The 24,104-nt window shown below is 43.2% G+C and carries 27 protein-coding genes and 2 pseudogenes; 16 read left to right on the forward strand and 13 right to left on the reverse strand.

Annotated elements, in window-relative coordinates:
• Positions 1–131 precede the first annotated feature (131 nt).
• The 3 genes and pseudogenes from ACFPYJ_RS11410 (at position 132) to ACFPYJ_RS11420 (ending at position 3,097) form a co-directional block, all read left to right on the forward strand.
• Positions 132–653, forward strand: a complete 522-nt coding sequence (locus ACFPYJ_RS11410) for a DoxX family protein (protein ID WP_379188250.1) — start codon at positions 132–134, stop codon at positions 651–653.
• A gap of 466 nt (positions 654–1,119) precedes the next feature.
• A pseudogene (locus ACFPYJ_RS11415) lies at positions 1,120–1,971 on the forward strand (tyrosine-type recombinase/integrase).
• Positions 1,964–3,097, forward strand: coding sequence for an IS91 family transposase (locus ACFPYJ_RS11420; RefSeq protein WP_379188251.1), 1,134 nt, complete (start codon positions 1,964–1,966; stop codon positions 3,095–3,097). The pseudogene ACFPYJ_RS11415 and the gene ACFPYJ_RS11420 overlap by 8 nt, the downstream one beginning before the upstream one ends.
• A gap of 318 nt (positions 3,098–3,415) precedes the next feature.
• Here the strand turns inward: ACFPYJ_RS11420 and ACFPYJ_RS11425 are convergent, their stop codons facing one another.
• The 7 genes from ACFPYJ_RS11425 to ACFPYJ_RS11455 all read right to left on the reverse strand — a co-directional run bounded on the left by ACFPYJ_RS11425 (position 3,416) and on the right by ACFPYJ_RS11455 (position 9,489).
• Positions 3,416–3,598 (reverse strand): hypothetical protein, encoded by a 183-nt coding sequence (locus tag ACFPYJ_RS11425; RefSeq protein WP_379188252.1) that lies wholly within the window; start codon positions 3,596–3,598, stop codon positions 3,416–3,418.
• A 28-nt stretch (positions 3,599–3,626) separates the two neighbouring features.
• Positions 3,627–5,276 (reverse strand): S8 family serine peptidase, encoded by a 1,650-nt coding sequence (locus ACFPYJ_RS11430; RefSeq protein ID WP_379188253.1) that lies wholly within the window; start codon positions 5,274–5,276, stop codon positions 3,627–3,629.
• Positions 5,277–5,402: 126 nt separating this feature from the next.
• On the reverse strand, positions 5,403–5,801 hold the full coding sequence (locus ACFPYJ_RS11435; protein ID WP_379188254.1) for a hypothetical protein: 399 nt from the start codon (positions 5,799–5,801) through the stop codon (positions 5,403–5,405).
• 98 nt (positions 5,802–5,899) lie between these two features.
• Positions 5,900–7,345, reverse strand: coding sequence for an ABC transporter permease (locus ACFPYJ_RS11440; protein WP_379188255.1), 1,446 nt, complete (start codon positions 7,343–7,345; stop codon positions 5,900–5,902).
• Positions 7,346–7,356: 11 nt separating this feature from the next.
• Entirely contained in the window at positions 7,357–8,151 is a 795-nt protein-coding gene (locus tag ACFPYJ_RS11445) for a hypothetical protein (protein ID WP_379188256.1), read from the reverse strand.
• Positions 8,145–8,843, reverse strand: coding sequence for an ABC transporter ATP-binding protein (locus ACFPYJ_RS11450; RefSeq protein WP_379188257.1), 699 nt, complete (start codon positions 8,841–8,843; stop codon positions 8,145–8,147). Before ACFPYJ_RS11450 ends, ACFPYJ_RS11445 begins: the two co-directional genes overlap by 7 nt.
• Position 8,844: 1 nt before the next feature.
• Positions 8,845–9,489, reverse strand: coding sequence for a TetR/AcrR family transcriptional regulator (locus ACFPYJ_RS11455; protein WP_379188258.1), 645 nt, complete (start codon positions 9,487–9,489; stop codon positions 8,845–8,847).
• A 294-nt stretch (positions 9,490–9,783) separates the two neighbouring features.
• On the opposite strand from ACFPYJ_RS11455, the gene ACFPYJ_RS11460 reads away from it, so the two are divergent.
• Genes ACFPYJ_RS11460 through ACFPYJ_RS11475 form a run of 4 tightly spaced genes read left to right on the forward strand, consistent with a single transcriptional unit; the run spans position 9,784 to position 12,544 of the window.
• On the forward strand, positions 9,784–10,113 hold the full coding sequence (locus ACFPYJ_RS11460) for a PadR family transcriptional regulator (RefSeq protein ID WP_057307752.1): 330 nt from the start codon (positions 9,784–9,786) through the stop codon (positions 10,111–10,113).
• 13 nt (positions 10,114–10,126) lie between these two features.
• The gene (locus ACFPYJ_RS11465) at positions 10,127–10,993 is read left to right on the forward strand and encodes a pentapeptide repeat-containing protein (RefSeq protein WP_379188259.1); all 867 of its coding nucleotides are present in this window, start codon (positions 10,127–10,129) and stop codon (positions 10,991–10,993) included.
• 13 nt (positions 10,994–11,006) lie between these two features.
• On the forward strand, positions 11,007–11,777 hold the full coding sequence (locus ACFPYJ_RS11470; protein WP_379188260.1) for an ABC transporter ATP-binding protein: 771 nt from the start codon (positions 11,007–11,009) through the stop codon (positions 11,775–11,777).
• On the forward strand, positions 11,777–12,544 hold the full coding sequence (locus ACFPYJ_RS11475) for an ABC transporter permease (protein ID WP_379188261.1): 768 nt from the start codon (positions 11,777–11,779) through the stop codon (positions 12,542–12,544). Before ACFPYJ_RS11470 ends, ACFPYJ_RS11475 begins: the two co-directional genes overlap by 1 nt.
• Positions 12,545–12,893: 349 nt before the next feature.
• Here ACFPYJ_RS11475 and ACFPYJ_RS11480 read toward each other — a convergent pair whose 3' ends face one another.
• The gene (locus ACFPYJ_RS11480; protein WP_379188262.1) at positions 12,894–13,283 is read right to left on the reverse strand and encodes a cupredoxin domain-containing protein; all 390 of its coding nucleotides are present in this window, start codon (positions 13,281–13,283) and stop codon (positions 12,894–12,896) included.
• A 589-nt stretch (positions 13,284–13,872) separates the two neighbouring features.
• Between ACFPYJ_RS11480 and ACFPYJ_RS11485 the strand changes: the two genes are divergently transcribed.
• Complete coding sequence (locus ACFPYJ_RS11485; protein ID WP_379188264.1) at positions 13,873–14,736, forward strand: cation diffusion facilitator family transporter; 864 nt, start codon at positions 13,873–13,875, stop codon at positions 14,734–14,736.
• A 92-nt stretch (positions 14,737–14,828) separates the two neighbouring features.
• Here ACFPYJ_RS11485 and ACFPYJ_RS11490 read toward each other — a convergent pair whose 3' ends face one another.
• On the reverse strand, positions 14,829–15,179 hold the full coding sequence (locus tag ACFPYJ_RS11490; protein WP_379188266.1) for a transposase: 351 nt from the start codon (positions 15,177–15,179) through the stop codon (positions 14,829–14,831).
• 405 nt (positions 15,180–15,584) lie between these two features.
• Positions 15,585–16,466, reverse strand: coding sequence for a LysR family transcriptional regulator (locus ACFPYJ_RS11495; RefSeq protein WP_379188267.1), 882 nt, complete (start codon positions 16,464–16,466; stop codon positions 15,585–15,587).
• Positions 16,467–16,654: 188 nt separating this feature from the next.
• On the opposite strand from ACFPYJ_RS11495, the gene ACFPYJ_RS11500 reads away from it, so the two are divergent.
• From ACFPYJ_RS11500 to ACFPYJ_RS11510, 3 genes are all read left to right on the forward strand, one after another.
• Complete coding sequence (locus ACFPYJ_RS11500) at positions 16,655–17,449, forward strand: SDR family oxidoreductase (RefSeq protein WP_379188269.1); 795 nt, start codon at positions 16,655–16,657, stop codon at positions 17,447–17,449.
• Between the two features lie 24 nt (positions 17,450–17,473).
• Positions 17,474–17,815 (forward strand): nuclear transport factor 2 family protein, encoded by a 342-nt coding sequence (locus ACFPYJ_RS11505; protein WP_379188270.1) that lies wholly within the window; start codon positions 17,474–17,476, stop codon positions 17,813–17,815.
• Between the two features lie 81 nt (positions 17,816–17,896).
• A complete protein-coding gene (locus ACFPYJ_RS11510; RefSeq protein WP_379188285.1) occupies positions 17,897–18,025 on the forward strand; it encodes an antibiotic biosynthesis monooxygenase family protein in 129 nt (42 codons plus the stop codon).
• Positions 18,026–18,105: 80 nt separating this feature from the next.
• Here the strand turns inward: ACFPYJ_RS11510 and ACFPYJ_RS11515 are convergent, their stop codons facing one another.
• Together ACFPYJ_RS11515 and ACFPYJ_RS11520 are read right to left on the reverse strand one after the other, a co-directional pair.
• Positions 18,106–18,399, reverse strand: a complete 294-nt coding sequence (locus tag ACFPYJ_RS11515; protein ID WP_379188272.1) for a hypothetical protein — start codon at positions 18,397–18,399, stop codon at positions 18,106–18,108.
• Between the two features lie 6 nt (positions 18,400–18,405).
• On the reverse strand, positions 18,406–18,804 hold the full coding sequence (locus ACFPYJ_RS11520) for a winged helix-turn-helix transcriptional regulator (RefSeq protein WP_379188273.1): 399 nt from the start codon (positions 18,802–18,804) through the stop codon (positions 18,406–18,408).
• A 113-nt stretch (positions 18,805–18,917) separates the two neighbouring features.
• Between ACFPYJ_RS11520 and ACFPYJ_RS11525 the strand changes: the two genes are divergently transcribed.
• A complete protein-coding gene (locus ACFPYJ_RS11525) occupies positions 18,918–19,352 on the forward strand; it encodes a nuclear transport factor 2 family protein (RefSeq protein WP_379188274.1) in 435 nt (144 codons plus the stop codon).
• A gap of 39 nt (positions 19,353–19,391) precedes the next feature.
• The gene (locus ACFPYJ_RS11530) at positions 19,392–20,000 is read left to right on the forward strand and encodes an FMN-dependent NADH-azoreductase (RefSeq protein WP_379188276.1); all 609 of its coding nucleotides are present in this window, start codon (positions 19,392–19,394) and stop codon (positions 19,998–20,000) included.
• Positions 20,001–20,041: 41 nt separating this feature from the next.
• Here ACFPYJ_RS11530 and ACFPYJ_RS11535 read toward each other — a convergent pair.
• Positions 20,042–20,182: pseudogene (locus ACFPYJ_RS11535) on the reverse strand (Y-family DNA polymerase); the annotation flags it as partial.
• A 136-nt stretch (positions 20,183–20,318) separates the two neighbouring features.
• Between ACFPYJ_RS11535 and ACFPYJ_RS11540 the strand changes: the two are divergent.
• The 3 genes from ACFPYJ_RS11540 to ACFPYJ_RS11550 are packed head-to-tail and all read left to right on the forward strand — an operon-like array spanning position 20,319 to position 23,788.
• The gene (locus ACFPYJ_RS11540; protein ID WP_379188278.1) at positions 20,319–21,659 is read left to right on the forward strand and encodes a spore germination protein; all 1,341 of its coding nucleotides are present in this window, start codon (positions 20,319–20,321) and stop codon (positions 21,657–21,659) included.
• Positions 21,652–22,731 carry a GerAB/ArcD/ProY family transporter gene (locus ACFPYJ_RS11545; protein ID WP_379188279.1) on the forward strand — a complete coding sequence of 360 codons (1,080 nt, stop codon included), beginning with the start codon at positions 21,652–21,654 and terminating at the stop codon, positions 22,729–22,731. The genes ACFPYJ_RS11540 and ACFPYJ_RS11545 overlap by 8 nt, the downstream gene beginning before the upstream one ends.
• Positions 22,715–23,788 carry a Ger(x)C family spore germination protein gene (locus ACFPYJ_RS11550; RefSeq protein ID WP_379188280.1) on the forward strand — a complete coding sequence of 358 codons (1,074 nt, stop codon included), beginning with the start codon at positions 22,715–22,717 and terminating at the stop codon, positions 23,786–23,788. The genes ACFPYJ_RS11545 and ACFPYJ_RS11550 overlap by 17 nt, the downstream gene beginning before the upstream one ends.
• Positions 23,789–24,104: the final 316 nt, after the last annotated feature.

The following is a 24,104-nucleotide window of genomic DNA, read 5'->3' on the forward strand; positions in this document are numbered from 1 at the left end:
TCAAACCGATTTTGCTCTTGCAACGTTATCTAGTATAGGAGAGTTTAGAGCCCCCCAAAAATAATGGAATGAACCGAACTAATTATGATATCAAATGAAAATGATTATTATTCTCGAAAGGGTGTGAATGAATGTTTTTGAAATTTTTGAAGGAAAATGTCTATGCTTCCTATGTTCTAACCGTTCTCCGGTTATATGTTGGTTGGAAGTGGTTAGATGCCGGGTGGGGGAAAACCACGCAAGGAAATTTTGATGCCACGGGTTTTCTAAAGGGGGCACTTAGTAAAGCAACCGGTGAAAATCCAGCTGTTCAATCCTGGTGGGCTGGTTTTCTAAAAGGCTTCGCAATTCCTAATAATGACTTATTCAATATTCTTATCCCTTGGGGTGAACTATTCGTTGGGTTGGGACTTATTTTTGGTACTTTTACTACACTTGCTGCTTTGATGGGGGCTGTTATGAATTTCTCTTACATGTTCTCCGGATCTATCAGCACGAACCCACAGATGGTTTTGGTTGAAGTTCTCATTCTTGTCGCTGGCTTTAATGCGGCAAAAATCGGATTGGATCGTTGGTTAATTCCATACATAACTAATAGATTTACACCAAAAAAAGATCAAAGAGAATCATCGCTGCAATCGTCAGCTCCGTAAAGTAACTAAAACTAAAAATGGCTTATCCATCAGACGATGCTTTGCGAAAGATCATTTATCTCGCCACAATCGATTCATACCAAAAATGGACTATACCGCTTCGAAGATTTTTAAGAATACTCCCTTTAAATGAACGAAGGGCCACCATGCGGTAGCCCTTCGTTCATTGAACTCGTGTCCCGTCCCTCGGTTTTAAGTGTTTATCTCACATATACTCACTCATTCGCTCTATTAAAAAGTTATGTTATCGAAAAACAATCATTTCCAGGGGTTTTTCAGTACATAACTTATCTTGGACAAAACCGCTACCGCGGTGGTAAAACCACTAAACCCTCCATTTTGATGGTAATTAATACTGCTTTCTGTGTATCTGTTTGTACCCTAACATTTACTATGCAGTTCTTCTGCTGCTATTAAATTTTAAGGAGAAATCAGAATGGACAACAAAGAACAAGTATTACTACGAATGAAGGAAGACATTCAGTTTCGAGGGTTGTCGCAAAATACACTGGAGAGCTATACCCTACATGCACGAATTTTTCTTGAGTACAGCAACCGCCCAGTGAATCAGTTAAATACAGACGATATACGCAATTTCTTATGGTATTTGATTAATGAGAAAAAAGCTTCGCCTGGAACTGTGAATTCGTACAGTGCAGCCATTCGTTTTCTCTTTGCCGTAACGTTGAATCGTACGTTGAACTATCTTCAGATTCCACGTCAGAAAAAGCGTAAGACTCTTCCAGAAGTGTTAACAAGAGAAGAAGTGTTCTCCATTATAGAGAGTTGCGAAAATATCAAACATAAGGCCATACTGATGGTTATCTACAGCTCAGGTCTACGTGTAAGTGAAGCCGCGACACTCAAAATCCAGCATATTGATTCGAAAACGATGCGCATATTTATAGAGTATGGTAAAGGAGGCAAGGATCGCTATACCCTGCTGTCGGAAGCTTGCCTTTATGTTTTACGTGAATATTAGAAGGCATATCGCCCGGATCATTCCGAAGGCTGGCTTTTTCTTGGAACGTACAGCGCATCCCATATTACCTCCAGAGGCATAATGTCTGCTTTTAATGAAGCAGTAAAAAGAACCAATATTACAAAAAAAGTGTCCATTCATACGCTGCGTCACTCCTTTGCAACACATTTGATTGAAGATGGTGCCACGCTATTACAGATTAAGAAATTGCTTGGACATGCCAGTATCCAGTCCACGACAATCTATTTGCACCTTGCTAATGTCACATCAGGCCTTAAAAGCCCTCTTGACAACTTACCCGCGTACTGTAGTTCAGAGGTTTCTTCACATGGCTGAATTACAAGATATTTTTGCTCAGCATGGGGCAGCTTTTCAACTCAACCATCGCCTTTTGCCCAATCAACGGAAAGTCATCCGAGCGGTTCAAGTCTGCAGAACTTCTGCTTTAGGCGGACATGTGGATGAGTGCGACGAATGCAGTTTTACGCGCATTTCTTATAATTCCTGTCGGAATCGCCATTGTCCTAAATGCCAAACGCTAAATAAGGAACGCTGGATTGAAGCCAGGAAAGACGACTTACTGAATGTCGGTTATTTTCATGTTGTTTTTACCATTCCTGATCTGTTAAATCCGATTGCTTATCAAAATCCAAGGATTGTTTATAATATTTTATTTAAGGCCGTTGCCGAAACCTTATCTGAGCTTTCCGCTGACACTAAGTATTTAGGAGCGCAAATTGGTTTTACCTCGATCCTCCATACTTGGGGACAAAACCTGATGCACCATCCTCATATTCATTGTATTGTGCCAGGTGGAGGCCTTAATTCTTCCGGCAAGTGGGTGAGCGCAAGAAAAAAGTTCTTCATACCGGTTAAGGTTTTATCAAGAAAATTTAGGGGTAAGTTTTTATATTACCTTAAACAGGCCAAGCTTGTGTTTTATGGCACCATTTCTGATTTGAAAAATCCCTGCAGGTTTCATGACCTCCTATCATTGCTTTATCAAAAAGAATGGGTGGTCTACTGCAAGCCTCCCTTCAAAAACGCTGGCTGTGTTGTTGAATATCTCGGAAGGTATACGCATCGTGTTGCGATTTCGAATAACCGTATCGTAAAGCTTGAAGATGGTTTGGTTACCTTCAAGTGGCGTGACTATAAGGATAGCAATAAACAGAAAGAGATGAGCGTAACAGCAGATGAATTTACTCGCCGTTTTCTGATTCATGTGCTGCCTACTGGATTGACGAGAATACGACATTATGGTTTGTTAAGTCCCAGAAATAAAGCAACGAAGCTCAAACTTTGTAAAAAGCTTACGAATACTAAATTGAATGATCCGCCAAAACCAAAGTTGACCACCCTTGATTTTTTAAAAAAGCTGACGGGTAAAGATTTCACCATCTGTCCTTGCTGCGGTATTGGCCATCTCGGTAGAGCTTCGCCAGAACAGGTAATTGCATAATGTTTTTCAAATGCCTCTTTATTGGGGAGGGGGAAACTGTGTCTAATCAAGCATTTTTGATTTACATGAGCTCTTATTTTTACGCTGTAACATCTTCGGTTTGAATAAGTTAGTTTCCAAGAGCAGAATGAAAATCTTTATTTCCCCATAGTGCTAACCCACCGCGTTTTCGTCCAAGAAAATTATCCAAAGTCAAGCTCCCGTATCTCGGAGAGCTTTTTTTGCGTAGTTGACTTCGGATAATTTGCTATTCATTATGTACTGAAAAGCCAAAGGACTGGTTCGCCGCTGCCATTCGTACTATCGTTCCTAGTTACTTTAATAAGCAGTAAAGGATAATCTGTTATACCCGAGCATATCTTTACGTCTGTAAGCACCGAGCATTAGTCCGACTGATGCCAGCTCAATCATCGTACCGGAGCTCCAATTCATAATCGGCAGCGTCATCCCAGTATAGGCAGCAGCCCTGCACACATCAGCAAATTCCATATTGTATTGCACTAGCGTTCCCCGTCAGTTCAGTGAGGGGTTAATTTACGATCGCCAAATCTCTGTCCTCCCATTTGAGCCACTGATGCACAATACTAAGTCTAGCTTCAGTACTTCGGTCGGAGTACCAGCATTGTCCTTCTTTCCATTCCGGGGTTGGCGGGAAACTTAGACCCGTGATTGCCTCCAGTGCTTCGCAAGCCGCTCCAAATGTCGAGACACTTTGATCTAAAGCATCATTCATTAAGCCTAATATCAATGGATTCACAAACCGGATGTTTTTGTTTTGTGTTGCCAGTTTCATTGTACAGTACCTGATATTAGGATCCGCGTCTGTGAATAATCTGATTAGTTCATCAGTGAACTCTTCCCAATTGTTTGGCAAATTATTAAGTACATGAAGAGCTGCCATTCTAACATATTTGCTCTCATCTTTCAGCAAGGAATGCAGTTCGGTGATTAACGATATATCCGGGATTGTTGACAAACGAAGTATTGAAGCAGCACGCACTTGATAAGCAATGTGCCAAGTAAACGTACGGAGTTGGTTAACAATTTCTGCTGCATCCGCCTCGATATTTGAAGATAACACAGCTTCATATCCTAAGCCTTCCTTATCGTCCCCAAGTACTGCAAGTTGCTCGGTCACCTTTTTTTGTTTCAAGATCTGAAAATGATCGAATGTAGATAAGGGTTTGGATTGTTTTTGATGAGAAAATTCAAAATCCATAGCAGCAGCAACGTTGATTAATCCAGAATGTAACGAGTCCCATAGTGGGTTGGTATAGCAACTTTCCAACATTGTCACCCTCACCTGGGAAGCAGTCCATTCCGGATGAGCCTGCCAGATACAAGCGGCAGCACCTAAAATGATTGGTCCTGAAAAAGAGGTTCCTTCGGTCCTGGCGTAACCATATGGGAGTTCGTCGTATGGTGCAGTAAAATGATTCATACGTTCTGCTTCCGACACAAATGGCATTGGTAATACAATGTTTTCAGCCGGAGCAAGTATCTCCGGGACCCATTTTCCCTCAAATGTGATGCCGCTACAGCAATGGTATGGGTTTGCGTCTTGAATATCCCCATTCTCAGGAACGATAACACCTCCGACTGAAAGGACTGAGGGAGAAGAAGCAGGTCCATCGCAAGTCAACTCCTTCGTGTTACCTACGGAAGAAACAATTAAAAGACCATCCTCTGCTAATTCTTCACAGAGCACGCGAATCGGATCCGCTTGCCAAGGTAGGAGTCCAGTATCACGGGCTGAAACCACAGTTAATACAACGCCACGAATTTCATATTTACCCCAGTTAAGTTTCAGCCAACTTAGAGCTCTACCAATTTTTGTGTCTATATCATCAGCTGTATAAAACGAACCCGTTTGAAGAAGGAAGAGATTCGCCTCTGGAGCCGATCCGCAATAATGGCCACTAGAAAGTTCACCTGAACCGGCGGCAGCTGCGGCAGTCCACAATCCGTGTAGGCCTTTGCTCCAAGGTCCTTCGTCTTGTTTCATGATCTGGGGTTCAGCATTTGAATCAGAAGTGTTTACGGTATAAGTATTACGACGTTCGTTTGTTACAATATCCGGGTGGTGTGGGAAACGACTATCTATTACAGCAATGTTAATGCCCTTTCCAGTAAGGTGCTTCGGCATATTCAAAAACGCCCTTATCGGTGGCCAAGACATAAGATTCCTCCTCAATTGATCAATTGGATGAATCAGAACCGCCGTTAACTAACGAAGAGCGGTGCAATGTAAAAACGGCTGGTTGAGTAGCCGCAATTCCACTATCATGTGCCGTTAGCTTAAATATTACCTGTGTAATTCCAATGATGTACCCCATGTAATCTTGATTACAGGTTTGGTTTGTAATTCCAATGGAACAACAAAATTCTCATTGTCAAACACTAAAATCAAGCTTTCGAAATCTTTTAACTGTTTAATAAAAAGGTTTTGAATGTTCTCCAAGAAGAAATTGCTTATTTCATCTTCCCCAAGGTACAATTTTATCTGTCCGCATCGACTTGCTTCCTCAAAATCAAATTCAACCCTTAGATTATTTCGAGTTATATGGAAGGAAACAGTCGTATATTGCCAAGGTACTCCTTCATCAACAAATTTTGCGTCACACTCAAAAAGGTACTCTAATTCATAAAGTTCAGGGGTTCTGATTGTTTCCACCACCGCTTCAATCAAATTCAATACTTCCATATTATCATGAACTCATGCCTAGTCCTTATTACGTTATAATGCCAGTTAGCTTAAGCCCTCATCAGGACATCAGTATATAACCGGTGCCTTTCCTCATGCTATTCCGCCCTCGATTTTAAGGCTTCGACCATGGAAATCCGAAGGATTTTCTTTTTGCTCAAAGCTTTGGACAACTCGAAAATCAGGTAAATAATCACAAATCCTACAGCCACGTATACGTAATTTACCTTCACCGGCATAATAAAGCTCGTAGTCTCAGCTATGGATCGATACATCGCCTTCAAGGAGGATAGCAGCAGCGGCACGCCAAGGATAAAGCCCAGCACGACGATAATAGTGGAGCTGTTCAAAATAAGGGAATATACTTCTTTTTTCCTGTAGCCCAACACCTTCATCAAAGAGATGTTTTCCTTATTTTCTTCGATGATCAGGGAAGTTACGATGTAGATCACGATAAGTCCGATGATGAAGGACATTAAGGATATGGCACCTAGCATCGCCTGCATCGGCTGTGTCAAAGAGGCGAACGCCTCTTGAAGCTCATCGGCGGTCGATGAGCTCAGCAGCGCTTCTTCAGGCACATTCAGCGCATCCTTGCTCCATATTCCCAGGTAGCTATCCGACGGATACCCGACCATTTCATTAAACGCAGCAAGAGGCATATATACATATTCGCCGATATAACTGTCTGCTATCTCATCAACCGTAACGGTGTACGTTCTTGAATCCAGCTTGCCCATCATCTCGATCGTTTCATGAGGCTTAATGTTCAGCCGGTCCGCCAGCGGTTTGGTGACGATGACCTTGTCGAAAGCCAAGGGGTCGCCGTCTGCGTTTTTGAACGAAAGCGATTGGGAACCCGGACTTACTCCGTAGACCGAGAAGCTTTGCTTATCGACCGCATTTTGCGTAAAGGGCGCGAACGAGAACGCTTCTCCTCCGCCCATCGCATCTCCTTGCTGCAGCGAGTTGAATACATATTCATGCTGATATTTGAATGCCTCTTCATAAGTGTCCTTCAGCAAGAAATCCATAGAACTCTTCAAGGTGAATCCCAGAAGCAGAAGCATCGTGGCAAGCATAACCCCAAGCAGGAGAAAGATGCTTCTCGGTATGCTTCTCAGTTGCTCCCGGAGTTTAAATTTCGTAGCGAATTTAAATTTGTTCAGCTTCAGTCTTTTTTCCACAAAGCCGACCTTGCGCTTCTCCCCTCCCCCTCTCATGAGCTCGATCGGAGAATGGGTCAAAGACTTGCGAATAACTAGATAAACGCTTGCCAGCAGCAAAACAATCGGCAATAACAGACTGACCGCGATATGCGTCGCGTTGAAGCTTACGGAGTCGATCGGAATATTAAAATAGCCGATCATGAAATCAAGCATCGGACTTAATGCAGCCGCCCCCAGCGCCGTTCCGACTACACCGCCTATGATTGCGATTATTAACGGATACCTGAGATAATGCTTCATGATTTCCGATTTTCTGTAGCCTTGCGCATATAGGGTCCCGATAATGACGCCTTCCCTCTTGAGCATTCTGCGCATGACTACTGCCGCTAAAATGCATGTAAGCAGCAGATCGCGACCGGCATAGCGGCCCCAACGGATTTCATGTTTTCCAACTTGCTGGTGACCAAGGTAACCCTCGGATTCTCTTCGATGCCGATCCATTTCAGAATGACGACATTTTCGTTTTTCAAGGAATCCTTCAATTCAGCCAGCTTGCCGTCCACATTGTTCCGGTCGCCGGCAACCTTCACGCTGTAAAAGCTGCTGTCCGTGTTAAAGCTGGCATAATCGTCTCTGCCGATTACCGCAATCCCGAAGCTGCCGGGAGCGTTCAGTACATCGGTTTCTTTCTTCAACGGATAAATATAGTTCGGAAGCGACATAAATCCTGACACGGTAAATTGGTGATCGCGAACACTAACCGTATCGCCGATCTTAATATCATTGGCCTTGGCGTAAGCGGGGTCGAGCAGCATATCGCTGCCAGATAACGTCCGTCCTTTGATAACCGCATACTTGTTGACCTTGGTCGTTTCGGCGAATACTCTCAGCGTCTTTTCCTTGGTAACGGCGTAGTCAAATGATTCGCCCTCTTCAATGATCATGCCGAACTGCGATTCGAGCTCCGGAATATTGTTCAGCTTCTTGTCGGTTATAAAGCTTGCGTCTTCCTGTACATAATCCTTCTCGAAAGCGGAAGCGCCGTCGCTTGTAATGGCGCCAAGCTGATTAAACAATGTGTACAGCATGCAGCTGATCGCAATGAGCACCAACGAACCGAAATATTGGGCCTTGCTTTCCAGCATCGTCCTTCTCACCTTTTTGTTAATGACCATTACCATTCAATCCTCTCCGCGGGAACAACGGTCTCGTTAACGTTTTTCTCAATAACTTCCCCGCTTCTTACTTTATAGACCCGATTCGCCATCGCACTAATCGCCGTATTGTGGGTAATCATCAGAATCGTCGTGCCATAATCCTTATTGATTTGCTGCAGCAGCTTTAGAATATCCCTCGACGTATTGAAGTCCAGCGCTCCCGTAGGCTCATCGCACAAAAGCAGGTTCGGGTTTTTGACGACCGCTCTTGCAATGGATACCCTTTGCTGTTCGCCGCCGCTCAATTCTCTTGGAAATCTGGATTTCTTATCCAGCATTCCTACCGCCTTCAGTACTTTATCTATCTCTAAAGGCGACTTGCTAATATTCGAAACGATTTCCACGTTTTCCCCCACCGTTAAGTTAGGGATCAGATTGTAAAATTGAAAAATAAAGCCAACATGTTCTCTTCTATATTCCACCAGTTGATTATCATCGAGTCCGGTTACATCGATCCCGCCTACAGTCACTTTGCCGGAATTTGCGCGGTCAATCCCTCCAAGTATATTAAGCAAAGTCGATTTGCCCGACCCTGACGGACCGAGAATAACCCCGACCTCTCCCTTATCAAGTTCCATTCCGACCCCTTTTAACACGGTCGTGCTCACTTCGCCGGTTTCATAGCTCTTCTTTACATTATCCAAATGCACAAACATTTCACTTCACTCCCATTCCGTTCAATATCAATTCGAAAATCGATTTCAGCTTTTTTCTGTAAACCTCAAGATATTCGTCCGAAAACGCAGTTTCACTGAGTCGTGCCTGATTGAGGAACTTTTCTTTAAAACGCATCGATGCGCCTAACAGAAACATAAGAAGCATTTCGTCATCGATGTCCGTTCGAAAATAACCGTTTTTCTGGCCGTCTTTAATCAACTTTAGAAGAAAATCTTCTGAAGTCTTGAGCATCGCTTTCCTGGATTCTGCGGCAACAGGATTGAATGTACCGAGCATCACTTCTTGCATGAATAAAGCGGCTTCTTTCTCCTCTTTCAGTTGAATCCATCCCTGGTCCAAAGTCATGTTCAGGACATCAAAAAAATTGATGTCTTTTGTTTGAAACAGCATGGAGTTGCTGTCTATCTTCATGAATAGCTCCATTGTCCAGTGTACCGAATACAAGAAAAGTTCCTTTTTATTCTCAAAATATTGATACATGCTTCCTTTAGCGACGCCGGCATTTTTGGCGATTTCACCAATATTCCCGCTCTCGTAACCATGGGTTAAAAATTCGTGAATGGCTGCTCTCATCACTTTTTCTTGTTTTTCTAGACTCAAGTTTATAAAGGTTTCTTTCGGCATCCCTTCACCCCTTCAATGATCAACAGAACACAATAAGAACCAAAAAATATGACCGATGAGTCACATGACTCGTTAGTCATATTATGCTCTTACATTTTTTCCCTGTCAATAAGAATCGCGCGGCTTTATTGACAGGCTGCGGTTTACATAAGTAATTAAGCACGAAAAAAAGAATGAATCCGTTTAATACCGTTATGAAGATATATCTTACTTTTCAAACAAGGTACTTAACTTAAAATATTACCTTGACACTCATAGTAGTATATCGTATCATGTGAATATGGAGGTGATGATATGAGCGAGAACAAAATCACATCCGACCTGCTTCGCGGACATACGGATACCATGATTTTACGGCTCTTGTCCGAAGCTGACCGCTACGGATACGAAATTGTCAAGCTGATTGCCGAGCGCTCGGGCGGCGAATATGAATTAAAGGAAGCTACGATGTACTCCAGCGTCAGACGTCTTGAGACAGACGGCGATATTGAGTGGTATTGGGGCGATGAATCTCAGGGCGGACGACGCAAGTATTTTAGGATAACCGAGAAGGGCAAGGGTGCTTACGCCCGCAACAAAAGCAACTGGGAGTACTCAAAGCGCGTGCTTGAAAACTTATTATAAGGAGATGGATGTTATGAATCAGAAATTGACCAACTATTTGAACGGCGTTTTCGCACCGTACGATGGGGTAAAAAGCGTCACCGAATTAAAGGTTGATCTGCTCTCCGATTTGCAGGAGCGGTTCCGTGAACTCAAAGCCGAAGGCAAGGATGATGAAGCCGCTTTTGAGATGACCATCGACAGCATCGGCGACATTGAGCAAACGGTACTGGAGGTCGCCAACCTCTCCCGTTCGCTGGAGCGGCAGGTGGTGACAAACTTTGGCGCGAGTAACCTGACGCAGAGCGACTTTGCGGGCGTTATTGCTCATAAGGGACAATTTAATGCCAGCGCGTTACGCGGTTCCGACTTTGCGGGCGCAGACTTGACCGGAAGCTCATTTAAGAGCAGCGACGTACGTGAAGCCAATTTTGACGGCTCGAATCTGACCGACTGCAGCCTATCCGCCAATGACCTTTCCAATGCGAGCTTCAATAAATCGATCCTTGTACGCACCAACTTCAGCATATCGGGGCTGGACGGAGCAAAATTCACAGGCGTAAAACTGACCGACGTCACGCTAACCAAGATCGACCTTAGAAAAACAATCTTTGAAGGTTGTATCTTTGACGGCGTGATCTTCAAAGATTCCGACCTGAGCGGTCTGCGTCTTGACGGGCAAACCTTTATTGGCGTCAAGTTTGACAAGTCGGCAGTGAACGATGTTTCGTTTAGGGGCGCTACACTCAAGAATGTGTCTTTTCAGGCGTTTTTTTCCTTGACCAATAAGTATTACCGTGGTATCAAAACCATCTGCTTTGACGGCGCGACGATGGATAAGCTGACCTATGCTGCGCTTAAAGGCATGGGGGCCGCTTTGTCCAAGGTTACAGTCATTTAAGGGAGGTCATCAAATGCAACCCGTGCAAACCAAGTCCATTCAAGTAAAAGGTCTGCAAAAGTCCTACAAGCAGCATCAAGTCCTAAAGGGCGTAGATTTCGAGGTGGAAAAGGGCAGTATTTTCGCTCTCCTCGGCTCCAACGGGGCGGGCAAGACAACGGTTGTCAAAATCCTCACCACGCTGCTCAAACAAGACAGCGGAACCGCCGCCGTAAACGGATTCGATGTTGCGTCAAAACCAGAGAATGTGCGGCAGGCGATCAGTCTGACCGGGCAGTTTGCCGCCGTGGACGAAATGTTGACCGGACGGGAAAATCTGATCATGATTGCCAAGCTGCGATACCTCAAAAATCCGCGTCAGGCTGCGGACGACTTGCTTAAACGCTTCGGCTTGACAGACGCCGCCGACCGCAGGGCGTCTACTTATTCGGGTGGTATGCGCCGCAGGCTCGACATCGCCTTGAGCCTTGTGGGAAAACCGCAGATCATTTTCCTCGACGAGCCGACCACTGGGCTTGACCCCGAGGCGCGCATCGAGGTTTGGAAGATTGTCAAGGAGCTTGCAGGCAGCGGCACGACGGTACTCCTAACCACGCAGTATTTGGAGGAGGCTGAGCAGCTTGCCGACCGAATTGCCATTCTGCACGAGGGCAGGATTATCGCCAGCGGCACGCTCTCGGATCTAAAAAAGCTGTTCCCATCCGCAAAGGTGGAGTATGTTGAAAAACAGCCGACATTGGAAGAGATATTCCTCGCAATCGTCGGCAAAAAGGAGGCGAAGTAATGGAGGCGGCAAAGAAACACTTCTTCAGTGATCTAAGCGTTATGCTTGGACGTTCCATGCGCCATATTTCCCGCAGTATGGACACCATCGTCACGGTCTGCATCACTCCGATTGCGATGATGCTGCTGTTCGTCTATGTGTTTGGCGGCGCCATCCAAACCGGTACGGATAACTATGTGAACTACCTGCTGCCCGGTATCCTGCTGATTGCGATTGCAAGCGGTATATCCTATACGGCTTACCGCCTGTTTTTGGATAAGCAGCGAGGCATATTCGAGCGGTTCCACACCATGCCGATTTCACGTTCCACCTTACTGTGGGGGCATGTGCTGACCTCGCTGGTATCCAACGCCATATCGGTTCTCGTCATCATTCTCGTAGCATTGATTATGGGCTTTCGTTCGCCGGCGGGGATACTGTCATGGCTTGCAGTAGCCGGCATACTCGCACTGTTTACGCTGGCATTAACCTGGGTCGCGGCGATTGCCGGACTGACCGCAAAAACGGTGGATGGCGCAAGCGCCTTTTCCTACCCGATTATCTTCCTCCCGTTTATCAGCTCGGCGTTTGTGCCGACCGAGTCGATGCCGTCGGTCGTTCGCGCCTTTGCCGAAAACCAGCCGGTAACCTCGATCGTGGAAGCCATCCGTGCGCTGCTGTCAGGTCAGCCGGTGGGCAATGACATATGGGTCGCTCTTGCTTGGTGCTTAGGGATTTTGTTCGCAGCCTATTTCTTTGCAATGTGGGTGTATAAAAAACGGGTGTGAAATAGTTAAAGAAGGAAGCTGCAATCTAAAACTTTATTTTCACGTTAGCTGCTGCTTTTTCTATTTCAATGATCAGACTAAAACTTAGGTATTGTTTAAAGGAGAACGCCAAGCCGGTAGACATAATCATAGGCTTGGCGTATATTTTCGCAATATGAGACTCTGAGAGTTTAATTAGCATATATATCCATCTACTTTGCGGGCAGTGTCAGTTTCGCTGGTAATACCCCAATATAAAGAATTTTCTACCCCATCAAAGAAGGTTACGCTGTGTAAACCTTGGGTGATTTCTAAACAAGAATAGCTGTGACTTGTATTTGTTTAAGAGGCGATGCATGATTTAAAATTATTATTTTACAATTAAACTTAAGAACATACCCTTATCCATATGACCAGGTTTATCGCAAATCACTTTATAGGTGCCCGTCTTCTGAGGGGCAGTCCAGTCAAATTCTGCTGTCTTTCCGGGATCAACATCTTCGTCCATCTTCAATTCTTCACTGTTTATATCATGCGGAAACTTGCCTGAATTCGTTAGTATGAAATGCACGGTATCTCCATGATTAACTGTTAGTTGCTTTACCGAAAAGCTGAATTCGTTCATATCGATTTTTATAGATTGCGGACTATTCGTACCAGTAGAAGTTGATTCGGTGTTACTCGATTTCCCGGAACAAGCAGCTAATACACTGGTCAAGGCAATAATGATTAAACAAGTTCTTACAATTTTATTGAACACTTCTCCTCCACATCCTTTTCACTGGGTTATTACTCCTTCTCTATAGCTAACGCTCAAAGTGGTATATAGGTTTGATCATCTAGGTAGATATCGGCGATTTACCACGCAAATCTCCCGTTAGCGGGCCGGAGGGACCGCCGCGTGACGCCCCCTCCGGAGTTGAACTATTATCTTCGTTAGTTAAAAAAATGACCCATTTAAGTATTTTTGATGATTCCCTCCAACTCTGATAATCCCTTTCTAATCGCTGGGCATATTAACCGCACCATCTAAGGCGAAATTTGTATATTACCCAAACAAACAATCAAAGCCCATATACCGGGTCAAAACACCGCATAGGCAGTAGTGGCTGCATGAGGCGTTATTCAATTATTATCTCATGAACGAGCAGAGAGAACGGATACCGTTCACTTTGCTCGTTTTTTTTTCTTTTTATTGATTGTTGTCCTTTACCAACTTAATTAGGCTGGCCAAACTTTATTGTGAGAAGTTAAGACTTCTTGGAAAGAGCAAAACTGTTTCTCTAGACCCACATGATTTTGATTTTGTATAATGTGACGATATCTTATAAAGGATAGGAGTTACCGACGTGAAGGTCAAAAAAGGAAAAAACAATGCAGAATTTGGCGCCTGGCTTAGTATAGGGGTTTACATCGCTTTATCCGCTGTAAAGCTGGCCATCGGCTACTTTTCCAATTCTGAAGCGTTATTGGCAGATGGACTCAACAATACAACGGATATCATTGCCTCACTTGCCGTACTGATCGGACTCCGAATCTCGAAAAAACCGGCTGACGACGACCACAAATATGGTCATTCGAGAGCAGAAACGATCGCATCCATGGTCGCTTCTTTTATCATGATTGGAGTCGGGATAGAAGTATTGATCAATTCCGTTACCGGATTCTTAAAAGGTGACATTTCAACGCCAAATATTATTGCTGCTTGGGTCGCATTGGGTTGTGCTGGCATCATGTTTCTTGTCTTCCGTTACAACAGTCGCTTAGCCGAGCGGACCGGCAGCCGCGCTTTAAAAGCCGTAGCAGTCGACAATCGGTCAGATGCCCTCGTTAGTTTGGGTACGGTCGTCGGTATATTAGGGACCATATGGGGCCTTCCCTGGCTTGATGCGCTTACTGCTATCATTGTTGGAGTTATTATTTGCAAAACGGCTTGGGATATATTTCGGGAAGCCACGCACATGCTAACCGACGGATTTGATGTAAAGCAGCTTGAAACTATCAAGGACACAGTAATCGGTCTGGATGGGATTGAGTGGGTAAAGGACATAAAAGGCCGTGTCCACGGAAATGAAATCTTTGTGGATTTGGTTATTGAGGTGAATCATGAAATGAGCGTATATGAGAGCCATGCCATTTCAGAAAACGTGGAACATGAACTGCTGAACAAACACCAGATCAAATATGTCCATGTACACATCGAACCGCATTAATTCTGTCGCTGAGGATTATTTTGGGTATTCCCAGACCGATCCCAACGGGTAAAACGTGAAAGCATGGTATGAATTTGCCTGGTGTTGATTTATTAGCCTCGTTTCGAAAGAATAACTCGTCCTTTTCGTTTTCCAGACGTACTTTCGGCCAAATTTAGGCCAGCTTTTCGTAGTACCTGACGGCCATGCGCATACTGTCTTAAATCTCCTGTGCCAGCCAGTATGGCCGCTGTGAAGATCTTTTCGAGACCCTTTATGGAACGCAGTTGTGCCGCCATTGGAATCTCAGATAGCAGAGCTTCGATGTCCTTCTCCATCTCTTCAAGCATGGTGGTAACGCGTTCAAATTCTTCAATGAGCCGTTTTAAATATGCCTTTGCTTCTTCTACAGCAGTTCGTTCTCCCACACTACGTTTCGCCTGTGCGATGAGCTGTGCAGCCATCTCTGTACCCGTAAGACCTCCGGCACGCTGATTATATACTTGACATCCGTTGCTGTATACGTCTCCAAATCCTGTGGGCAAGGGAATATCTTGAGGTTCGGCACCCCAAAAATCAAACAGCGTTTCTCACTAAGCAATATCGCAAAATCCTATGGCTCATCGTTCCATTGTTTCAATGCTGGTAAGTAATAGGGTAATCCAGTAGCAAACACTTCATCTTTGGTAAACCATCCATTTATGCCAGGCATGGGGACCGGGGTTTCACCGACTTTCAAAATGAATGATAGTCCATTGGTAGGGAGTGGCAGCTCCTTGGCTTCCACGTAGCGTTAGGTCGGTTTGGTAGGCCTCATGGCCTCCATTGATTTTAATGTGACCTTCACTCCATTCCCGGTACTTCAATCTCTAGTCTCCCGGATTTGAATTTTCAACGTATGCAATAAACCGTTTGGCTGCTGGAGAAATATGACGATCTTCTCTCCACTTCAATCCTATTTCCCAATACCAACCTTCGTCAATAATCGGAATCCAAACAAGTTCATTCAACATCAACCCCAGAGTCTTAGGCAGTACAGATACACCGAGACCTGACTTCACGAAACCGGCCACAGTAATCAGGTCCTCGGCTTCATACGCCGAATCAAGAACAAACCCGGTATGTTGGAACCGGGACATAATCGTAGCCTTTAATCCGCAGTTGTTTTTTAAACCAATGAATGGCTCGCCCGACAGCTCTGCCAAATTTAGAGCGGAACAATCGGCATAATGATGCTGGGAGGACACAACAATATATAAAGGGACCTTTTGAATAATTACCCATTGATGATTGTCTAAAGTGGATTCCCTCGATGTAATCATAACATCCGAAAAACCTTGTTCCAGATGTTCATCAATATCCCATAGATTCCCCTGTGTCAATTCAAAACGGACTTTGGGATAGTCCAACTGATAACTTCGGATTAAACTGGGGATCAAGTCAACACCAAGGATGTTCAGATAAGATAAAGTAATCACCCCTGTATCCGGGTTAGACCACTCTTCAATTTCCTTTATGCCATTTTCAATGTTTTGCAATGCTCTGCCAATCCATTTAGAGAACATGGAGCCATTTCGGTTCAGCTTTACATTTCGTCCATTTCGCTCAAATAAGGGAGCTCCGATTTCGTTTTCAAGCTTGGCAATCGCATGACTTAACGCTGGCTGGGTAATACCGAGTGTTTTGGAGGCCAAGGTCATATGTTCAAGCCGTGCAACGGTCATAAAGTATTCTAACTGTGTAAGCTCCATTAAAATATCCCCCTCTTTATATTAATATTATTCATCGTTTTTATTATTATAATAAATTGGACGTTATAGAAGTGGCAAGTGTAATATTAGATCTAGCCCCTCTCGAACAACACATCAAGGTTAAAGGGACAGAGCGCTTTTAGATTAAAAATTGAATCTGAACGTGTCCATCACTAGGAGGAATAGATATGAGTAAAGTATTTGAGTTCTCTGCATCAGAATTTGAAGGCAAGAAGGTGCTTGTAACCGGAGGAACAAAAGGAATGGGACAAGCTGTTGTGAAAAGACTTGCCAACAGTGGAGCTACTGTCCTGACAACTGCCCGTTCCCTATCTGCCGACTTGCCGAATTCGGTCAAGTTTGTTCAAGCAGATATTGCTTCACCTGAAGGTGTAGAGCAAGTGATCACAGCAGTGAAAGAACAACTTGGCGGTATCGATATTATTGTCCATTGCGTAGGTGGATCAACCACACCTCCAGGAGGCGCTCTTGTATTGAGCGATGAAGATTGGTTTCAGGCATTAAATTGGAATCTGCTCGCCGCTGTTCGGCTTGATCGTGGCTTAATTCCACTCATGTTGGAAAATAAATCAGGCGTTATTCTTCATTTCACCTCGATCCAAAGACGGTTGCCTCTTTATGAAACGACACTAGCTTATGCTTCCGCAAAAGCCGCTCTCGCTAATTACAGCAAGGGGTTATCTAATGAATTTTCACCTCAGGGAATTCGGATAAATACATTGTCTCCTGGTTTTATTCAGACAGAGGCAGCGGATGCATTGATTGATCGGATCGCAACTGAGACAGGAAGCAGAGAAAGCGCGCTCGAGCAACTGATGGATTCGCTCGGAGGCATACCAATCGGTCGGCCAGGATTCCCAGAAGAAGTGGCTGAACTGGTCGCATTTTTGGTTTCCGACCGCGCAGCATCCATTACAGGAAGTGAATACGTCATTGATGGCGGAACCATTCCCACAGTTTAACCATTGAAAAAGGGAGGGAACAACATGGACTTACAACAAATCCCATCTGTGATCCACAACTACATTGCCGCATCCAATAAGCCCGATCCTGCAGCATTTGTAGATTGTTTTTCAGAAGATGCAGTTGTGTTGGATGAAGGAAAAAAGCGGATTGGTAAACATGTGATCAAAAAATGGAGTGAACAATACCATTTCGGGGCAAACGTAACGTTGGAGCCAAAAGAAGCAAAAGAAAATGGCGATAAGATTGTGGTAACATGCAAGTTGGATGGAACTTACGACAAAACCGGTTTACCCGATCCGTTATTGTTGAACTATCATTTCAGTATAGTAGACGATAAAATTGTGAGTCTATCCATTTTCTAAGCAATCATCATCATTGGCCTTAGGGACGCTTTCCCTAAGGCCATCTTGAATTCGTCATGATGCATCTTCTCTTACGATCTCATTCTGATCACAAAATTTGCATCGATGAGGGATATGGAAACTTATCTTGCCGATCCATTACACCTACAAGTTGCGAAATTTATTGGTGGTGTATTGGATACTCAAGCATCGGTTTGTTGCGAAATATAAAGCTATAGAAACAATCATAAGACCTCCTTATAGCCATGCTCACGACCGCTCAAATGGTATGTATTTGGGTACAGCTATTGCTATTTGCTCTCAAAAAAATCATATTTGCGCCAGCCTGTCGTGTGGTTATTGAGCTCAATCGTTCCCCCGTTACTTGAAAAACTTAACGAGTCTTCAACACCTGATATTCCGAAGAAAATTAATGATCTCCCCTTTTCATCTAAGGCTGCCAATTTGTGGGCAGTAGTTGCACTGATCATAAAGAAAGAGCCTTCGGACTGAAACCTGCAGGCTCTTTCTTTATGTAATGACGCACGCTCCCATGGAAGATCGGAATTACTTCCATAATCTGTGGTGTGGCGCTTGTGCTGCACAGTGAATTATCTCGAATCGAACCGAGATTGCGCTTTATTTACCTCTTCCCAATTAATCGCGACCCAATCTATTAGCCCTTCCATTGGGCGGAGCAAACTCATTCCGAGATTTGTGAGTTCATATTCCACACGAGGTGGAACTTCGGGAAACAGTTCTCTTGTAATCAATCCATCACGCTCCAAATTTCGCAAAGTCAGCGTAAGCATTCTTTGGGAAATGCCGGGAATTGACTTCTCTAACTCGGAAAATCGAGCACGGTTTCGGTGCAATTTAGCAAGGGAAAGAATCAGAAAGATACTCCACCTATCGCCGATTTTCGTCAGAAGCTCTCGTACAGCCGCAGGATCTTTATGTCCGCAGACGAATGCCGGATTAAAGTGATTGTTTTCATTAATATTCTTCATGACTACCCTCCATGTTAGTTACAAATTTTAATGTGCCTTCTTGTTTTATACAAGCATCCAATTTATATTTTATTATGTATTAGTAAGCATCACAACAAAGGAGTGTGTTGACAATGCCAAGAAACAAATATGCAGCTTTTGAAGCTCTTAAGCCCTATTTTGAAATAGTCCAAAAAGGACTAAGCGGCCTCGTAGATGGCGAACATTATTTCGACACCATCGCAGATGACGCATTTTTCGAGTTCCTCTATAACTTTCCCGGTTGGCCTCAGACGATTCGAGGTCGCGCCAATTTGATGACTCAATACTCCGGGTATGGTGACAATATCAGGCTTCACTCGGCTGATAAACTTGTCATGCACCATGCTCAAGATAGCCGTGTCGTGATCCTCGAATGCGAAGTACACGGTAAGATTCTCGCGACAGGCGTACCTTACGACAACAGGCTTCTCTCCGTCATCACGATTGAAAACAGAAAGATCGTACACTGGAGAGACTATATGGACTCTTTAGCGGCCTGGAACGCACTAATGGCGCCCTCTAAATAATCTCATTCGTCAGTCATAAATAATAAAAGGATGTGTCACATGAAACAGATTCTTATCATTGAAGTGAGCCCAAGAGGGCCTGTATCAGCCAGTCGCGCGGTAACTCAAAAACTTTCGACGCGGCTTAGGGGGGAATTTCCAGAAGCCAAGTTCGTATACCGTGACCTCACAAAAGGTTGGATTCCTCATCTAGATGACAACACCTTAAAAGCCATTTCATCAAAAAGACCAGAGGAAGTACAGGCCAACAAAGAGTCTGCCCGCCTGTCGGATCAATTGACCGAGGAACTTCTGGCATCTGATCTTTTGGTCATTGCAACTCCGATGTGGAACTTCGGTATTCCGTCGTTGCTCAAAGCCTGGATTGATCTTGTTGTCCGACCTGGCAAGACTTTCACCTATACAGAAACAGGTGTTCTGGGACTGGCAAAAGATAAAAAGGCTATTTTAGTCGTGGCTTCGGGCGGTGTATTCACTGAAGGTTCGTGGAAGTCGTGGGATTTTGTGGAACCCTATTTACGTCAAATTTTACGATTTATCGGAATTGAAAATGTTCAAACCGTAAGAGCTGAAGGCATGAATATCCCACTACTTGCAGAGAATGCCGTACCGAATGCTGAAAAAGCTATTGCGAAGCTTGAGCTGTAGATGTCCTCCTTTCAATGTGGATCGGTTAACAACTGGGACAAATAGACGCCAGTTTGCAGCAGAATGAACGTTTGAATTTGGTGAGCAATTTCGTCAGTCGATCCGAAAAGAGCCGCTGAAACTGTCACGTCCAAGAACTACTCATCGATACTAAACGGCTCCACTAAATCCGTAAATCGCTCGAACGTCTTCGTGATTAACAACTATACGTCAATATAATGTTTTTGACTTTCTACAGTTTCATCACTGTGTATAATATTCTCCACTTAAGAGACAATATAAGTAGCTATTTTTCTCTTAAGAAGGGAATTCGGACATATGGAAGCAATATTGCAGGAGCTAAAGGACAAATTTTCGAATGATAATGATTTTTTTGCTCAACGTGATTATCTCTTCGAAGCTCCGGTTGTTTTATTAGGTTTTAGGACTTTGATTGATTTAACGAAAACGAAACTAACCTTACAAAAATATATCGATACCGCCATTGCAACAAAACAAACATTGGATGAACTAAAGTTGATTATTGGAGAAGTAAAGGATAAAGAAATTAACGGCAATGAAGCCATAAGGGCAATTACTCAAGGGAAACTCATTATTTATTTCGAGAATGACCCAACCTATGTAGTTGCGGAACCCATTATGAAGCTTCTAGATCGCGCTATTGAACCGCCTATTAACGAAAATGTTATTCTAGGTTCTATAAGCTCGTTCACTGAAGATATACACTCTAATATTGGGATCCTTAGAAAACAACTAAACTCCGATAAAATTCGGGTAAATTCTTACTTTTTGGGAAGCGATGAAACGACGGAGCTCTCTCTTCTTTATTATGAGGGTTATGTAAATATGGAATTGATACATAAAATAATTACTCAAATTGAAAAAAACAAAAGTAAAGAAATAAACAACTTGCAAAAGTTATCTAGATTAATGGGATTTAACTCTTGGGTGACGATATCTAAATTTAACCAAACGGAGCTTCCCCAAGAAGCTGCGAACTTTTTAAGGAAGGGAAGAGCTATTTTATTTTTAGACAGATTACCAGTTGCGTTAGTGCTTCCCGCTCAGTTTTGGGATGTTTTTGTTCTAGATAGCGATCGAAATTTGCCTCTTCCATTAATGTTATTTTTGCGTGCTTTACGTATCATGGGCGCATTAGTAACCTTAACCCTGCCAGGACTTTATGTAGCCCTTGTATCCGTAAATCCTGAAGTTCTTCGTATTGAGCTCGCCTTATCCATCGCACAATCTCGTGAAGGAGTACCTTATCCAGCCATTGTCGAAATCCTGTTGATGCTCGTTATTCTTGAGTTAATTATTGAGGCCAGCATAAGGTTACCCAAAAACATCGGCCCCACCATTACGATGGTAGGTGGAATTATTCTTGGACAAGCGGTTGTGCAGGCAAAGTTAGTAAGCAATCTTCTTATTATCATTCTGGCAGCCACTACAATTGCGAATTCAACCATTATAGGGCTTCAAACAACACTTTCGCTTCGTGTTTCGAAATATGTCATTGTCATTCTGGCTTCCATATACGGAGTGTTGGGAATCTTAGAGGGTTTGGTATTGGTATGCGCCTATATAGCGAGTTTGACTACTTTCGGAATTCCATATGTCTACTTCCATACCGAAAAGGATGAAGTTAAGAATGGATAAAAGTTGGCAAGTGACTCTGATGTACGTTATAACCCATCTTGGACTCATCTTTTTCTTGTACCCAGGTGACATTATCTCCAGCACGGAAGAAAGTCACTGGATTCCAATCGTACTTGGCTTTATTGTACATATACTTGCTATATCCATTTATATGAAAGGTCTAGGTTTTTTGGGAAAAAAAGATATCATCAGTCTTTACTTAGGAGTAGGCAAAGGAGCAGCCTTATTATTTCTGTTACCGATGTTTGTATATTTTCTTATGATTTACATCATAATGGTACGCTCATACGCAGAGATCATGACAATCATCTTTTTAACGGGAACGCCGCTCTGGGCTATAATGGTTTTATTTTTGATTATCACGACCTATATCGCATCAAAAGGCGTAGAAGCCATTTTTCGTACGGGCGTCTTGATTGGACTTTTATGTCTTCCTCTTATTTTATTAATCTTTTCCGCTTCCTTTCAAAATGTCGATTGGAGGTACGTCTTCCCGTTAGTTGATGATTTTTCGTTTATTACAAACCATTCCTACCTAAAAAGTTTTTTTGCGTTCGGGGGAGGGTTTCTGTTCCTTGGTTTTGTTCAACCTTATTTTTTCTATAAGCAAAGTAAAATTCTGATTGCTGCTTTTGTCCTTTTACCTTTTTTTATCTTCTCTGTATACATTCCCGTTCTTACTTTTGGTCAGGCTACAGCTTCAACGTTTCACTTCCCTTTCATCGTGACTTTAGATGCCATCAATATAACTTGGCTAATGTTTGACAGGATTACGATGTTTTTCTTACTGAGCCTTATTACGTTTACGATGCTCTTTCTCTCGACTATCTTGTGGAAAACGATGAGAATCGTAAATCGATGCATGCCATCCTTTAAACCCGTCTATTTACTGATCTCCATTTCATTATTCGTTTTTATCGTTTGTTTAATGATTCCTAGCTGGGAAGTCGTCGAAAAACTCTTTTGGTGGAATACGTATTTAAGATTCTACATTTTAATTGCGGTTCCGCTATCAACTTATTACTTTGCGGCTCGTGCAAAAAGGAAGGTCATCTATGAAGCAGACGATTAAACACTCGATCCAGTTGTTGATTGTTGTCTGTATGGCGGTAACGTTAAGCGGTTGCTGGGACAATAGGGATATCAATCACCGCTCTTTACCCGTCGTGATGGGTATTTCCATGCATAACGACTTATATGAGGTCGTTTTGCAAATTCCTGAGCCTCTTCAAAACGGAATAAATTTAAGAATAGTGTCGGAGTCGGGAGAAACGATAAACCAAGCCGTGGATAAAATAAGCGAAAAAATGGAGAGCAGTGTAGACTTACTTCATTTGAAAGCCATTTTGATTCAAAAAGAATATGCAAAGCAAGGGCTAAAAGACAGTATCGCTAGCTTTATGAGGGCTAGAGATATATCTCCAAAAGCAATAGTCGCAATATGCGATGAAGATCTAGATCCTTTTTTTGCAAATGTGAAAAGGACGATGGCACCAAAAGGAACGACCCTTTATGATTCTTTCGAAAAAAATGCGGGATGGAATCCTCAAATGGCCTTGACGCGCATATGGGAGGTATACCGAAGCATTAATTCTTATACCCGAGATGTAGCCATACCTATTTATAAGTCCGGGAAAAGCGGAACAGTCAATTATCTTGGTTCGGCGATTATTAAAAACGGGAAGATGGTCGATCAAATCAGCCCAGAAGAGACTCTTTTGTTTAATGCATTCAACGGGCAAAGCACTCAAGGAAAAATAGAAGTTATGAAAAGCGCGAGTGTTCTGATCCTAAGCAATTCAATGAGTCACAAAAGTAAGTTTATCAATGATAAGCCATACCTGAAAACTAAAATTACGATGAAAGTTTCTATTGTGGAGACGAGGGGAAATCCAACAACCCAGATCATTAAAAAGGAATTGGATGAGCTTCTGGCAAAGAGGTTCAAACGAATGTTTATTAAAACCCAAACAAGGGAAGCTGACATTTTGGGATTAGGACAGTTTTTTAGAAATAAAATTCCTCGGAAACAATTACAGAATTGGAGATCCGAATACTTTCCTAATTTGCAATTGGACCTGAGAATTCATACGGTCATTCAGAACGATGGTAATTTAAAAATTTCATAATAAATTGTTGATTTAGCCATAGAGAGGATATTGGTTTGATTTAGAGCCAGAAATAAACTGATGACAAAATAGCCAACAGATTATTACAAGACGCTTCAAAATTATTTACTTGGGGCTCGCAGGATGAAATCGAGGAACATTTAAACATGGACTGCCGGATGACGAGGAGATGTTCTATCTGATGGCCTTCTCTGAGAAATGTAACCTTTCCGTGACTTTTATAAGAAAACGGGACCCCAAAAGGTCCCGTCAGGCTGTCGAGAAAGTCTCGACAGCCTTGTTTATGTTCAAATAATTTAATACGACACCGCGTTAA

This window comes from Paenibacillus solisilvae, from assembly GCF_042656405.1.
GTDB classification, from domain to species: Bacteria; Bacillota; Bacilli; order Paenibacillales; family Paenibacillaceae; genus Paenibacillus_Z; species Paenibacillus_Z solisilvae.

Excerpts from the sequence above, each read along its gene's own strand:
- ACFPYJ_RS11460 (WP_057307752.1), top strand. The coding sequence starts at position 9,784 with ATGAGCGAGAACAAAATCACATCCGACCTGCTTCGCGGACATACGGAT.
- ACFPYJ_RS11525 (WP_379188274.1), top strand. The coding sequence starts at position 18,918 with ATGCCAAGAAACAAATATGCAGCTTTTGAAGCTCTTAAGCCCTATTTT.
- ACFPYJ_RS11545 (WP_379188279.1), top strand. The coding sequence starts at position 21,652 with ATGGATAAAAGTTGGCAAGTGACTCTGATGTACGTTATAACCCATCTT.
- ACFPYJ_RS11440 (WP_379188255.1), bottom strand. The coding sequence starts at position 7,345 with ATGCGCAGAATGCTCAAGAGGGAAGGCGTCATTATCGGGACCCTATAT.
- ACFPYJ_RS11470 (WP_379188260.1), top strand. The coding sequence starts at position 11,007 with ATGCAACCCGTGCAAACCAAGTCCATTCAAGTAAAAGGTCTGCAAAAG.
- ACFPYJ_RS11540 (WP_379188278.1), top strand. The coding sequence starts at position 20,319 with ATGGAAGCAATATTGCAGGAGCTAAAGGACAAATTTTCGAATGATAAT.
- ACFPYJ_RS11475 (WP_379188261.1), top strand. The coding sequence starts at position 11,777 with ATGGAGGCGGCAAAGAAACACTTCTTCAGTGATCTAAGCGTTATGCTT.
- ACFPYJ_RS11495 (WP_379188267.1), bottom strand. The coding sequence starts at position 16,466 with ATGGAGCTTACACAGTTAGAATACTTTATGACCGTTGCACGGCTTGAA.
- ACFPYJ_RS11435 (WP_379188254.1), bottom strand. The coding sequence starts at position 5,801 with ATGGAAGTATTGAATTTGATTGAAGCGGTGGTGGAAACAATCAGAACC.
- ACFPYJ_RS11550 (WP_379188280.1), top strand. The coding sequence starts at position 22,715 with ATGAAGCAGACGATTAAACACTCGATCCAGTTGTTGATTGTTGTCTGT.
- ACFPYJ_RS11465 (WP_379188259.1), top strand. The coding sequence starts at position 10,127 with ATGAATCAGAAATTGACCAACTATTTGAACGGCGTTTTCGCACCGTAC.
- ACFPYJ_RS11500 (WP_379188269.1), top strand. The coding sequence starts at position 16,655 with ATGAGTAAAGTATTTGAGTTCTCTGCATCAGAATTTGAAGGCAAGAAG.
- ACFPYJ_RS11520 (WP_379188273.1), bottom strand. The coding sequence starts at position 18,804 with ATGAAGAATATTAATGAAAACAATCACTTTAATCCGGCATTCGTCTGC.
- ACFPYJ_RS11420 (WP_379188251.1), top strand. The coding sequence starts at position 1,964 with ATGGCTGAATTACAAGATATTTTTGCTCAGCATGGGGCAGCTTTTCAA.
- ACFPYJ_RS11410 (WP_379188250.1), top strand. The coding sequence starts at position 132 with ATGTTTTTGAAATTTTTGAAGGAAAATGTCTATGCTTCCTATGTTCTA.
- ACFPYJ_RS11455 (WP_379188258.1), bottom strand. The coding sequence starts at position 9,489 with ATGCCGAAAGAAACCTTTATAAACTTGAGTCTAGAAAAACAAGAAAAA.
- ACFPYJ_RS11450 (WP_379188257.1), bottom strand. The coding sequence starts at position 8,843 with ATGTTTGTGCATTTGGATAATGTAAAGAAGAGCTATGAAACCGGCGAA.
- ACFPYJ_RS11445 (WP_379188256.1), bottom strand. The coding sequence starts at position 8,151 with ATGGTAATGGTCATTAACAAAAAGGTGAGAAGGACGATGCTGGAAAGC.
- ACFPYJ_RS11505 (WP_379188270.1), top strand. The coding sequence starts at position 17,474 with ATGGACTTACAACAAATCCCATCTGTGATCCACAACTACATTGCCGCA.
- ACFPYJ_RS11490 (WP_379188266.1), bottom strand. The coding sequence starts at position 15,179 with ATGGCTGCACAGCTCATCGCACAGGCGAAACGTAGTGTGGGAGAACGA.
- ACFPYJ_RS11530 (WP_379188276.1), top strand. The coding sequence starts at position 19,392 with ATGAAACAGATTCTTATCATTGAAGTGAGCCCAAGAGGGCCTGTATCA.
- ACFPYJ_RS11430 (WP_379188253.1), bottom strand. The coding sequence starts at position 5,276 with ATGTCTTGGCCACCGATAAGGGCGTTTTTGAATATGCCGAAGCACCTT.